Annotated in this window: 17 protein-coding genes; 11 read left to right on the top strand and 6 right to left on the bottom strand. The window is 37.9% G+C overall.

Annotation, left to right across the window (positions count from 1 at the left end; translation table 11 throughout):
* Positions 1 to 6: 6 nt before the first annotated feature.
* Together AC1M87_RS02145 and AC1M87_RS02140 are read left to right on the top strand one after the other, a co-directional pair.
* A complete protein-coding gene (locus AC1M87_RS02145; protein ID WP_481592813.1) occupies positions 7 to 387 on the top strand; it encodes a hypothetical protein in 381 nt (126 codons plus the stop codon).
* A 550-nt stretch (positions 388 to 937) separates the two neighbouring features.
* A complete protein-coding gene (locus AC1M87_RS02140) occupies positions 938 to 1,165 on the top strand; it encodes a hypothetical protein (protein WP_035270938.1) in 228 nt (75 codons plus the stop codon).
* Positions 1,166 to 1,463: 298 nt separating this feature from the next.
* Here the strand turns inward: AC1M87_RS02140 and arsC are convergent, their stop codons facing one another.
* Positions 1,464 to 1,892 carry an arsenate reductase (glutaredoxin) gene (gene arsC, locus AC1M87_RS02135; RefSeq protein WP_035264681.1) on the bottom strand — a complete coding sequence of 143 codons (429 nt, stop codon included), beginning with the start codon at positions 1,890 to 1,892 and terminating at the stop codon, positions 1,464 to 1,466.
* Between the two features lie 82 nt (positions 1,893 to 1,974).
* On the opposite strand from arsC, the gene AC1M87_RS02130 reads away from it, so the two are divergent.
* From AC1M87_RS02130 to arsH, 3 genes are read left to right on the top strand one after another with little or no spacing between them, the layout of a single operon-like run.
* A complete protein-coding gene (locus AC1M87_RS02130; RefSeq protein WP_035264683.1) occupies positions 1,975 to 2,289 on the top strand; it encodes an ArsR/SmtB family transcription factor in 315 nt (104 codons plus the stop codon).
* 4 nt (positions 2,290 to 2,293) lie between these two features.
* Entirely contained in the window at positions 2,294 to 3,334 is a 1,041-nt protein-coding gene (gene arsB, locus AC1M87_RS02125; protein ID WP_035264685.1) for an ACR3 family arsenite efflux transporter, read from the top strand.
* Between the two features lie 5 nt (positions 3,335 to 3,339).
* Positions 3,340 to 4,044: an arsenical resistance protein ArsH gene (gene arsH / locus AC1M87_RS02120; protein ID WP_035264925.1), complete on the top strand. Its 705-nt coding sequence runs from the start codon at positions 3,340 to 3,342 to the stop codon at positions 4,042 to 4,044.
* Between the two features lie 183 nt (positions 4,045 to 4,227).
* Here arsH and pyrE read toward each other — a convergent pair whose 3' ends face one another.
* The gene (gene pyrE, locus AC1M87_RS02115) at positions 4,228 to 4,878 is read right to left on the bottom strand and encodes an orotate phosphoribosyltransferase (RefSeq protein WP_481592812.1); all 651 of its coding nucleotides are present in this window, start codon (positions 4,876 to 4,878) and stop codon (positions 4,228 to 4,230) included.
* A 38-nt stretch (positions 4,879 to 4,916) separates the two neighbouring features.
* Between pyrE and AC1M87_RS02110 the strand changes: the two genes are divergently transcribed.
* Complete coding sequence (locus AC1M87_RS02110) at positions 4,917 to 5,735, top strand: exodeoxyribonuclease III (protein WP_092766525.1); 819 nt, start codon at positions 4,917 to 4,919, stop codon at positions 5,733 to 5,735.
* Positions 5,736 to 6,166: 431 nt separating this feature from the next.
* Positions 6,167 to 6,517, top strand: coding sequence for a Spx/MgsR family RNA polymerase-binding regulatory protein (locus AC1M87_RS02105; RefSeq protein ID WP_092766526.1), 351 nt, complete (start codon positions 6,167 to 6,169; stop codon positions 6,515 to 6,517).
* 48 nt (positions 6,518 to 6,565) lie between these two features.
* On the opposite strand, the gene AC1M87_RS02100 is transcribed toward AC1M87_RS02105, so the two are convergent.
* Entirely contained in the window at positions 6,566 to 7,003 is a 438-nt protein-coding gene (locus AC1M87_RS02100) for a DUF2147 domain-containing protein (RefSeq protein ID WP_035264927.1), read from the bottom strand.
* A gap of 143 nt (positions 7,004 to 7,146) precedes the next feature.
* Here AC1M87_RS02100 and AC1M87_RS02095 point away from each other — a divergent pair, with 143 nt between their 5' ends.
* Positions 7,147 to 8,061, top strand: a complete 915-nt coding sequence (locus AC1M87_RS02095; RefSeq protein WP_035264694.1) for an alpha/beta hydrolase — start codon at positions 7,147 to 7,149, stop codon at positions 8,059 to 8,061.
* A gap of 61 nt (positions 8,062 to 8,122) precedes the next feature.
* On the opposite strand, the gene AC1M87_RS02090 is transcribed toward AC1M87_RS02095, so the two are convergent.
* The 3 genes from AC1M87_RS02090 to AC1M87_RS02080 form a co-directional block, all read right to left on the bottom strand.
* Positions 8,123 to 8,890 (bottom strand): transporter, encoded by a 768-nt coding sequence (locus AC1M87_RS02090; protein WP_481592811.1) that lies wholly within the window; start codon positions 8,888 to 8,890, stop codon positions 8,123 to 8,125.
* Between the two features lie 12 nt (positions 8,891 to 8,902).
* Positions 8,903 to 9,445 carry an ankyrin repeat domain-containing protein gene (locus AC1M87_RS02085; protein WP_035264700.1) on the bottom strand — a complete coding sequence of 181 codons (543 nt, stop codon included), beginning with the start codon at positions 9,443 to 9,445 and terminating at the stop codon, positions 8,903 to 8,905.
* A gap of 125 nt (positions 9,446 to 9,570) precedes the next feature.
* Positions 9,571 to 9,930 (bottom strand): HPF/RaiA family ribosome-associated protein, encoded by a 360-nt coding sequence (locus AC1M87_RS02080; RefSeq protein ID WP_035264715.1) that lies wholly within the window; start codon positions 9,928 to 9,930, stop codon positions 9,571 to 9,573.
* 240 nt (positions 9,931 to 10,170) lie between these two features.
* Here AC1M87_RS02080 and puuE point away from each other — a divergent pair, with 240 nt between their 5' ends.
* From puuE to uraH, 3 genes are all read left to right on the top strand, one after another.
* A complete protein-coding gene (gene puuE / locus AC1M87_RS02075; RefSeq protein WP_481590159.1) occupies positions 10,171 to 11,133 on the top strand; it encodes an allantoinase PuuE in 963 nt (320 codons plus the stop codon).
* Between the two features lie 133 nt (positions 11,134 to 11,266).
* Entirely contained in the window at positions 11,267 to 11,770 is a 504-nt protein-coding gene (uraD, locus tag AC1M87_RS02070; RefSeq protein ID WP_035264722.1) for a 2-oxo-4-hydroxy-4-carboxy-5-ureidoimidazoline decarboxylase, read from the top strand.
* A complete protein-coding gene (gene uraH / locus AC1M87_RS02065) occupies positions 11,767 to 12,093 on the top strand; it encodes a hydroxyisourate hydrolase (RefSeq protein ID WP_481588786.1) in 327 nt (108 codons plus the stop codon). Before uraD ends, uraH begins: the two co-directional genes overlap by 4 nt.
* The last annotated feature ends 18 nt before the right edge of the window (positions 12,094 to 12,111 follow it).

The raw sequence follows: 12,111 nt of genomic DNA, 5'->3' as shown, positions 1-12,111 counted from the left end.
GATGCTATGAGTTTTTACAAAAAATTATCTTCTACATTCCTAGGGATAACCTTAATCTGTGGTGCAGCATATACAAATGCACAAGATACTAGATATACATTTTGTCGTTCTCTAATTACAGAAAGTGCTATATCTTGGGATAAATCATTTTGGGTTGTATCTTCAGTTTTCCGTAATAACTTGAGTATATCTCGCTCAGATATTGGAATAAAAAATAGTTTTAATTCTTTTATTGAAGCTGAATTTGGTGGTCAAGCCCGTATGGCTATTTGTTTTCATGAAGATGATTATCAAGATGCATTAGATGAACGAAATAATCTCATTAGTGAATATAGAAATAGTGATGAAGATTATAAAACTGTACATTGGTCATATCGTGGTGATTAAAAGAGATTATCTAAATAACTATCACTTTCTTAAATATTTTTAATTAGATTTTGATCGAAAATACTAGGTATCCACCAAAATTTTAGACATACATAACTATCTTCTTCAGGGGTTTTTCATAATCTAATGAAAAACCTTTTAAAATCATAAAATTAGAGCAAGTTGTATCCAGTTTGGATGAACCGCCAACTTTTAATGATTTGATTAGGCGAATAATTACGTTAACTATCTGCAATATTTTATCTATTCTTTAATTAGACGACTTTATCAAAAATTGATAAGTGGATTTACTTAATCCTCTTGATTTAATATCAAACCTTATTCGAATTTTTATACATGAAAAAAAGCTCAGCCATAGGGTTACTGAGCAAAAGAGAAAATTTTAATAATCTTTTCATATTAGATTCATCATTTTTAAGTAAGAATAATACTTCCTGAACAGGATGCAGACGAGTCATTAAAAACTAGATAAATAATAGATGAAGATATTATATATTATCTAAAAATATGAGTGTATTTTATCATCACCTAGAGGTCAATTAGAATAGAAATGAAAAATTTTAGCGTTAATGATTTAGATTTATTGATTGAAAAATATCGAAAAGCAGACAAAGAAGTAAAGAAAATCCTAATCGGTTATAAATTATTTGGTGAATTAATGAATGATTCTAAATTTCATGAAGAAGTTATCAATTCAGCATTAAGTACTACGAAAAGAAAATATAAGAAAATAAAAATAAGAATCACAACAGATGAATATCAGCTGGATTTTGAATAAAGGTAAGCTAAGTATCCAATACTCAAATTCTCTTAAATTATCCAAAAATTTGTCCGCAGAAATTGGGGATGGATTTGATTCCGAGAGGCATATATCTTATAGGGAATTGCGGTTTTTGATCACTTTTTAACCATTTTTATTGGCGAAAAATGACAAATATGCTCAAAAAGAAACTGAGATGTTTCAAAGTCGGTTTTTTGCTGTTTTTTGGGGTGGGTGGGAATTTTTAAGTTATTGATTTTAAATCATTATTTTAGTTTCATTTCGCATAACGACCATTATGTTAAATGAGGCGGATTTATTTAATCCGCTTACCATTTTTATCGATGATTATTTCACCATCTTCTTTAGTAAAAGCACCTATTTGAGGTGCAGATAAAATATCTAAAACGAGTTCAGATGGTCTACAAAGTTTTACACCGATCTCAGTTACTACGAATGGACGATTAATCAAAATTGGATACTCAAGCATAAAATTAATGAGCTGTTCATCTGTCCAGTGTGGCTGATCCAATTTATGAGTTTCAAAAGGTTCTACATTTTTACGAATAGCTTCATGTACAGAAAGACCTGATTTTTCAATTAAATTAATCAGTTCTCTCTTGCTCGGAGGGTTGAGAAGATACTCAATAATTTCAGGTTCCTCTCCGGTATTTCGAATTAAAGCCAGTGTATTTCTTGATGTTCCGCAAGCAGGGTTGTGATAGATCTTAACTTTTGATGACATTGGATTAACTCAAAGCTTAGTAATATTGCATTTATATATGGATATGCGTATATTCGCAATAGCATATATTGGAGTGTAGATGATGGATCAAGCAGATTTCTTTAAATGCCTATCTGACCCGACACGTCTAGATATTTTAAAAATTATTTTAGCAAGACAAAATGTATGTGTTTGTGAAATCACAGAGATATTACAACTGAGCCAACCCAAAATTTCTCGTCACTTGGCTTTACTCCGTAACCTCTCAATTTTGCTAGATGAGCGCAAGGGACAATGGGTGTATTACCGATTAAATCCTGATTTACCAGAATGGGTAAATGCAGTGCTCAATGTCTTAAATGATGAAGTACTGAATAAACCTGCAAGCAACTTATCTATCTCTATGCAATGCGAGTAATTCAATGTCCGGATCAAAGCTCTCATTCTTAGATCGAAATCTAACGCTATGGATTTTTATTGCCATGGCATTAGGAGTAGGTATTGGTGTATTTTTTCCTCAAGCATCTGTGGTACTCGATCAATTAAGCATTAATTCAGTGAATATCCCTATCGCAATAGGGCTTATTTTGATGATGTATCCACCACTTGCCAAAGTAGACTATGCGACTTTGCCTAAAGTCTTTGAGGACAAGCGAACCCTTACATTATCTCTCGTTCAAAACTGGCTAATAGCACCTTGCTTAATGTTTGGTTTGGCAATCATTTTTTTACATGCCTATCCTGAATACATGACTGGCCTAATTCTCATAGGCTTAGCCCGATGTATTGCGATGGTCCTCGTCTGGAACGATCTGGCATGTGGGGATAATCAATATGTCGCTGCCTTAGTCGCGTTTAACAGTATCTTCCAGATCTTATTCTTTAGTACTTATGCCTGGTTATTCTTAACCTTCTTACCACCATTCTTTGGGGTAGAAGCACAAATCATTAATGTGAGCTTTTGGACAATTACCCATGCTGTTCTTATTTATCTAGGTATTCCGTTCTTACTTGGGTGTTTAACCCGACTGATTTTGGTTAAAAAGAATGGTTTGGCTTGGTATCAGGATAAATTTATCCCAAAGATTAGCCCAATCAGCCTTATTGCCCTTTTATTCACGATTGTAGCCATGTTCAGTCTTAAAGGTGGTGAAGTGATTAGCCTTCCTCTAGACGTGCTTAGAATCGCTATTCCTTTGACAATTTACTTTGTTGCGATGTTCTTCATCAGCTTCTTTATGAGTAAGTGGATGGGCAATGATTACCCTAAAACGACTGCTATTTCCTTTACTGCGGCAGGCAACAATTTTGAATTAGCACTGGCTGTAGCGATTGCCACTTTTGGATTAGCTTCACCTGTAGCTTTCACAACCGTGATTGGTCCGCTTGTTGAAGTTCCTGTATTGATTGCTTTAGTGACAGTGTCGCTATGGCTTAGAAAAAAAGTGTTTAAAGAGGCATGAGTCGAATGAACCTACCAAATATTGATCCTAGTCTTTTAGAAAAACCGACTTTAGAAAAAGTTCAGGCAAAGAACCTTAAACATCCACCAAGAATACTGCTTTTGTATGGCTCAAATCGTGATAGATCATATAGCCGTTTAGCTGTTCAGGAAGCTGGTCGAATTCTTGAATATTTTGGTGCGGAAGTGAAAATCTTCCATCCAAAAGGGCTACCCCTCCCTGAAGATGGTGATATGCAACATACAAAGGTTAAGGAACTCCATGAACTCTTAGCATGGTCAGAAGGCATGGTGTGGTGCTCTCCTGAGCGTCATGGCTCAATGAGTTCGATATTGAAAGCTCAAATTGATTGGATTCCATTAGCAGCGGGTGCAATCCGTGCAACGCAAGGTAAAACCTTAGCTGTAATGCAAGTGTGTGGAGGTTCGCAATCCTTTAATGCTGTAAATCAATTACGTATTTTAGGGCGTTGGATGCGTATGATCACGATACCAAATCAGTCCTCAGTCCCTAAAGCATTTCTAGAGTTTGAAGAGGATGGTCGTATGAAGCCTTCTTCTTATTACATGAGGATTGTCGATGTGATGGAAGAACTTTATAAATTTACGCTTTTAACCAGGGGACAGTCCTCATATCTCACAGACCGTTACTCTGAACGTGTAGAAAGTGCAGAAGAGCTTTCAAAGCGTGTGAATCAAAAGAGTATCTAGATTTCCTAAAATTAACATAATACACCTTATGCGAAATGATTTTTTATTAAATACAAATCAATAACTTATATCAATATAAAAAACCCAGACCTATAGATCTGGGCTTTTTTATAGATTCTTCAAGTTCCACGCTTATTTATTAAGCAATGTTTCACATTAATATTAAGTAGAACTTTATAAGACTTAGATTCCGTACTTCACACGGTACGCTTCCATTTTCGCTAAAGCATCTTTGTCGCCTTTAGCATCTAAGTAATCCATTAAATCTTTCATTGTGATAAGCGCATGTACAGGAATTTCAAGCTCTTTTTGAACTTCTTGAATCGCAGACAATTCACCCTGACCTTTTTCTTGACGGTCAAGCGCAACCAATACACCGGCGATTTGCGCGCCTGCATTTTTTAAAATGGTCACAACTTCACGAATGGCTGTACCCGCAGTGATCACATCATCAATGATCCACACTTTTTTACCTTCTACCGAAGCACCCACAAGCACACCACCCTCACCGTGATCTTTAGCTTCTTTACGGTTGAAGCCCCAAGGTACACTTACACCGTAGTTTTGTGACAATGCTACAGCCGTTGCAGCTACAAATGGAATCCCTTTATATGCAGGGCCAAATATCACTTCAACGTGTTCGCATTTAGTTAACTTTGCTGCATAGCCAGAAGCTAAGCCAGTTAAGGCTTCACCGTCATTTAACAAACCGGCGTTAAAAAAATAAGGACTCACACGACCTGATTTTAAAGTAAACTCACCAAATTTAAGCACACCACGTGATAATGCCAGTTCGATAAAAGCTTGTGGATTAAATGCCGCTTGCGCTGTCATGAGGTGCTCCATTTATTAAATTGAGGTTAAACTCGAGCATGATACCAAAGAGTAGCTATCCTAGTGATCAAAAAATTTTACGTGTCGTATCAATCAACGTAAATGGTCTTCGTTCTGCAGAAAAAAAAGGAATTTTTGACTGGATGGCAACTTCAGATGCCGATGTCATTTGCATGCAAGAATCCCGTATTACACACGAACAATGGACAGATAAATTTAAGCCAGAAGGTTGGTATACACACCTATTCCCAGCTGAGCGTCCTGGCTATGCTGGTACCGCAATCTATAGTCGTTTGCCGTTTATCTCAGTTACCGATGGTCTGGGTTTTGAATTGGCTGATTCACAAGGTCGTTTTATCTCAGCAGAATTTGATCTAGGCTTAGAGAAAACAGCTCATATTTGCTCACTCTATTTACCATCAGGTTCTTCTGGTGAAGAAGCACAAGCACGTAAAGATCACTTCCTAAATGAATACAAGCAGATCTTGAAACAATGGCGTGATGAAGGTAAATCTGTGATTGTTTGCGGTGACTACAATATCGTACATAAACGCATTGATATTAAGAACTGGTCAGGCAATCAAAAAGCTTCAGGTTGTTTACCACATGAACGTGCATGGCTCGATCATATTTATGATGATTTAGGCTATGTCGATACCTTCCGTGAAGTGCGTAAAGAAGCAGAACTTTATTCATGGTGGTCAAACCGAGGACAAGCCCGTGCCAAGAACGTGGGTTGGCGGATTGACTATCAAGCTTGCTCACCAGATTGGAAAGATCGTACTGTGAATGCATGGGTATATAAAGAAACGTGGTTTAGCGATCATGCCCCTGTCATTATCGATTATAAAATTTAGTGCCGTGCAAACTGAGTGAACAACTGTTTACTAAATGCACGCTAATTGCTCACAAATCTTGTCGTGTTAACGTATTTTTATTCCGACTAATTCAGTGCATTATTGTCGCACGGCACAGGGACATGTCAGGATGACAATAGGGATTGGAAGCCGTAGGATGAAAAGAAAATAAATTTCGGTTTATTTTCCAAGGATGAAGACATTGGACGTTGAATTGAGACCCGCATGATCAGGATGATTTAATGCGGGTTTTCTCTATTTAAAAGATCAATACAAATTTTAAGATAAGAAATTTTCCACCATTTTATTGATAACCACCATGAAGCCACACTGTAGATTTCAAACCTATTTAAAATATTCTGATCACATTTATGTTTTTGCGTAAATTTTGCTAAGCTCTAGACTGATCACAATGAATAAGACTGTTAGAGATGATTAAAGTTTACGGCATTAAAAATTGCAACTCGATGAAAAAAGCATTCGATTTACTCAATGAGTTGGGGCTTAGTTATGAGTTCCACGATTATAAGAAACAAGGTATTGATGCTGAAACAGTACAAAAATGGCTAAATGATCTTGGTGCTGAACTTGTCCTCAATAAAAAGGGAACGACTTGGCGTAAATTGTCTGAGGAAGATCAACAAATTGCCCTTGCATCTGAACAGGGTTTGATTGAAGCACTGACTACACATACGAGCCTTATTAAAAGACCAGTGATCACTACTGAATCAGGCTATGTAGTAGGTTTTGATGAGAATGCGATAAAAGCATTAAAGAAATAAGAAATAAAAAAAGCCGAGCAACTACTCGGCTTTTTTATGAATCTTAAATTAGTTCACGCGTACCCAAGTTTGGTTACGACCAAGCGCTGATACGCCGATGAAACCACGAAGTTCGAGCTTTTGACCACCGTCTTTCAATGAACCCTTCAATTTGTAAGTTTTTCCAGATTGTGGGTCTAAGATTGAACCACCATCGTAATTCGTTCCACCTACATTTTTAAGACCCTTCACAATGGTTAAACCTTTTAAAGATTTCTTGTGATAGGGACCTTCACAGTTCGTACATGAATTTTCTTGACCCGGTGTGACAACACTCTGAATCGTTGCATTCAATGTTCCGTTTGGCTGTTCAGTGAATTTTACAAAAGCTTTAGCTTTTTTAGTTTTCTCATCAATCGTATTCCACACGGTACCATTGAGTGGATCTGCAGCATTTGCAAATACTGCTGAAGCGAGTAATCCTAACGCTAGTGCAATTTTTTTCATTGTTTTTTGTTTCCCTTGCTGAATTGACTTTAATATTATTAAAAATTGATAACATTTAAGCAATTTTTGAATGTGACTATTTAGTGTACCATTGTAATGCTGTGTGCTGATAATAAACATAATTTCATTAATATGGAAAAACAATGAAGATCAATCCGGTTTTGAAACAATACATAACAGAGTCTTTTTTAAAAACGAGTCTTCGCTTTCCGAGTCGCTTTAATCTTCCCCCCACCGTACTTCGTGTTGCCTTAGAGCAGATGACGCGTGTTTTTCCACAGTCCAAAGATGTCAGTATTCGAAAACTAAGAATCGCAGGTATTCGTGCCGAAGAAATTTTGCCTCAACCTGAAACGACTCAGCTCATTTTTCACATTCATGGTGGCGCATTCTTTTTAGGATCGTTAAATACACATCGCGCATTGATGACTGAAATGGCACTTCGGACTCAAATGCAAGTGCTACATATCGATTACCCTCTTTCACCTGAACAACGTTTCCCCGATCTCGGAGAAGCAATCTATGATGTGTACCAATTATTGGTAGAGCAAGGTGCTCAACCGAAAGATATTATTTTATCTGGCGATTCTTGTGGTGCCAATTTAGCACTTGCACTGGCTTTACGTTTAAAAGAAGAAAATCCAAAACTTCTTCCAAGTGGCTTGATTTTAATGTCACCCTTTCTTGACTTAACTTTGACCAGTGAATCTCTACGCTACAATCAAAAGCATGATGCTTTATTGTCAATTGAAGCTTTAGAAGCAGGCATAAATCATTATGTTCCTAAAGGTGTAGATGTCTCAATTCCCGAAATTTCCCCAATTTTTGGAGATCTCAAAGGATTGCCACCGACATTGGTTCAGGTGGGTTCAAAAGAAATTTTGTTAGACGACTCTACGCGATTTGAAGAAAAGGCTAAAGCAGCTGGAGTAGATGTTGAGTTTAAGTTATACACCGGTATGTGGCATAACTTCCAAATGTTTAGCGCTTGGTTTGATGAAGCAAAGCAAGCTTTGACCGATATCGCAGAGTTTGCCCATCGTTTGGATAAAGACTGATTGAATCAAAACTGAAGTAAACATAAAAAAGAGTAGCGTAAGCTACTCCTTTTTTATTCATTTAGAATAAGTATGAGACACCAAATCCACCATGATAACTTCGATCGGATCCACTTAGGTCTACACCGATGCTTGCATCTAACTGCGCACGATCATTCAAGGCATAGATTAAACCAGATGCCAGTCCATACTCTCGCTCTTGGCTTTCTTTCTTGGTAAATACTGCTTCAGAATAGCCCGATAAATTACCCACGATTTTATAGCCAATTGTCGGGACAGCAGTCACAGACCAATCACTATTTTGAGCTGAATAGAACATTCCTATTCCTGTCGTTACAGTATCGTTATATTGATACTCAACAGATGATCCCAAGGTATAAATATCATCAACATGGGTAAAACGATCATTTCCTGTTGCGATTTTAGCTTGTGCCAAAATTGCCATTTTCAGTTGATCATCTTGTAAGTCAACGTGATGCTTAATCCCAACAGAAACATCACCTAAACCATCATGGTCATCAGTTCGATTTTGGATTCGGGTCCGCTCCCACGCTGGGCCATCCCAACCCAATTGAAGCTCAGTATTCTTACTCAATCCCGTACGCAACAGGACATCAGCATTGAGTCGCAATGATTTATTTTTAAAACCATTTTCAGTAATTTCAACATACTGTGCAGTTGGAAGTCCCTGCTCCCATGCCAATTGACCTACGGGCGTAATGCCTGTGCTGAAACTCGTACCAGGTCGATCGAAGGCAAAATCTGCAGCCATCGCACTTACACTCGCGGTTGAGCAAAGTATCAAGCTCAGTTGTTTTAATTTTGTCATGGGGCACCCAAATTAATTTAATTCTTTCGTCATTTTTGCGCCACGGCTACGTAATAACTCGAGTGTCTCACGTTCTTCCGGTAAAGCCTGTGACCAATCAATGGTATCAAAATCGCAGTCGAAAAATAAATCACTAATTGAACTCAGAATGGTATTCCCCTCTTCATCTTTGGTATTAGGATCAACTTGATGATCAAGTAAGCGTTGAACTGCAGGCACACATGCAGCACTCGCAGCATCCCAAAGTGGGCCGTAACATTCCTCTGCATCCCATAAATGGAAATTAGCTTTCGCTGCAATCAGTGCATCTAGAATATCAAGATGTACTTGTAATTTCTGTTGTTTTTCTTCTGTTGAAAGCGCATTTCCTTGCTCATACGCTTCACAAATTTCTTCCCACCATTGAAATAAAGTGTCTGACCACACAGAAACCGCAGGGCCTTTCTCTCCTGCGATAAAGTTTGGATCTAAACCTTCTGCTAACAGGCGCTGTACCTGTGCTAGGTCTAATTCTTCTAAGGCCTGTAAAAACACTTGTTGATGTGCTGTTAGCATTTACTTTCTCTACTATTTATCTATAACGACATTATGCCTAATAATGCAGATCATTATTCAATTAAATAAATCAAAACTGTTCATTCAAAATTTTATTCAAAAAAAAAGCCCCGAAGGGCTTTTTGCTATTCCACATCCACTTCATCTTCTTTCAGTTGGATGGGCGCTCCACGAGGGTTCTCTTTTTTCTCGAATACATGTTCAAGACTACGCTTTAATCGGTCAATCGCACCATGAATCGCTGTGTCGATATTATGACCTCTGTGATTGACCACGACTGGTTTTAATCCAGCTGGGCGAGCTTCGATCATACATTGAATATCGTCTGCACCGCCTTTATGGGCATTTTCATCACTTAAATGAACCGAAAAATGGGTAATTCTTTCACTATGGCGTTGAAACTCTGTATTTAGTTCTGCACGTACATAATCAATTAATCGCTCACTGTTTTGAATATTCTTATCTGTACGGATTTCTATGTTCATAAATATCATCCTCACTCTTCTTCTGAATCATTTTTGTGCAAAACTTTTTATCTTGGCACGTTTGTAGCTTGCAATCTAATTGCATCGAACATCTTCAATTGCTGTTTGGAATACGTCCCTCCACATTGAATGATGAACACTTTTGAGTCTGCAGAACCGTGTCCTTATACTTTGAATATCGGGCCTAACTCAAAAATATGCAAGTGGTATTTTAAAAAATTAATAAAAGGATTACTCATTGTGACAAGTACTTACTTACGCGGACAGGCGCTTATTGATTCGATTCAAAATGCACCTTATTCCAGAGACTTAAGAGGTTATGGGGCGAATCCACCTCATCCTCATTGGCCTAATCAAGCGCGTATCGCAGTGCAATTTGTCTTAAATTATGAAGAAGGTGGTGAAAACCACATTGAGCACGGTGATCAAGGTTCAGAGCAATTTTTATCTGAAATCGTTGGTGCTGCCAGTTTTAATGCTAAGCATATGTCAATGGATTCTATGTATGAGTATGGGTCAAGAGTCGGTTTTTGGCGTATTCATAATGAGTTCAAGAAACGTCAATTACCCATGACTATTTTTGGTGTGGGAATGGCTTTGGCACGTCATCCAGATGTGGTCGAAGCAATTAAATCTGCGGATTACGATGTGGTATCTCATGGTCAACGTTGGTTGCATTATCAGAATATGGATATTGAGACCGAAAGGCAGCATATGGATCAAGCCATTAGTGTACTTGAAACGCTATTCGGACAAGCCCCAATCGGTTGGTACACAGGTCGAGATAGTCCCAACACACGTCAACTTTTAACTGAATTTCCTCAAATCAAATACGACTGCGATTATTACGGCGATGATTTACCTTTTTGGACACAGCTCACCCATCCCAATGGCGAGCTGCATCCGCATTTAATTATTCCTTATACCCTGGACACCAACGACATGAAGTTTAGTTCAGCAGGTGGCTTCAATCATGGTGAACAGTTTTATCAATATCTAAAGGATGCCTTTGATGTCTTGTATGCCGAAGGGGGAACTGCACCAAAAATGATGTCTATTGGGATGCACTGCCGTCTTTTAGGACGCCCAGGACGCTTCAAGGCACTACAACAGTTCTTAGACTATGTTCAATCTCATGAACATGTTTGGATTTGTCGTCGTGGAGATATTGCGCAACATTGGATCGATCATTTCGCACCATAATTTCACATTCACGAGAAAAAGAGTGCTTTATAAGGTGCTCTTTTGATCTTTTTTCAGTCACTTTTTCCACCAAATCTACGTTGGCATTGTTATTGCAATTTAAGCCTAAAGTTTCAATGTATAGGTTTGAATTGTGTTGCTTTCAGAATTTAATCAAACATCTGTTGAACATCAGAAAGCATTTTTATTGCAATGTGTTCATATCCCACGATGGGGCGAGGAAATCATTCATTACGGTCCTTTTGACACACGAGAAGGACTATTAAAGTATGCTGAACAACATGCCATTACATGGACATGGGATGAAATTTTAGCAGCCCTAAATACACACCCAAGGATTGGCGAAAGAAAAGCAAAAATTGAATTATCAGAACAAGAACAAACTTTTTCAAGGCGTGAACAAGCACGCATCACACATGATCAAGAAGTTTTAGATGCGTTATATAAAGGCAACTTGGCCTATGAAAAAAAATTCGGTTTTATTTTTCTGATTAAAGCTTCTGGTTTGAATAGTGAAGAGATTCTGACTGCATTGGAATACCGCTTGCTAAACGATTTTGAGACTGAAAAAAGAATCGTCCATCGCCAACTTTTAGAAATAGCTTTACTGCGCCTCTCACAGGAAATTCAAGCATGATCAGCTCACATATTTTAGATACCCACCTTGGACGTCCTGCAAGTAATGTTGAAGTTAAGCTTTTTTCTGCGTCTGGAGAGTTATTAGCGATAGCCAAAACCAATTCTGATGGACGTGTGACAGCAGCAGATTTTGGACTCGATCAAATTGATGTCGCTGAATACAGCATCGAATTTATGACGCAAGCTTATTTCTCAGCGCAGAACATCCCAACTTTTTTTCCAAAAGCCGTCATTCATTTTTCAGTAACCGATGCTCACCAACATTATCACATTCCCTTGCTCATTAGCCCTTATGCCTACTCCACCTATCGTGGCAGCTGAGCACTCGCAAATTTAAAA

Source organism: Acinetobacter sp. 24-47-62, assembly GCF_056779765.1.
This window is presented reverse-complemented; position numbering and strand designations above follow the sequence as displayed.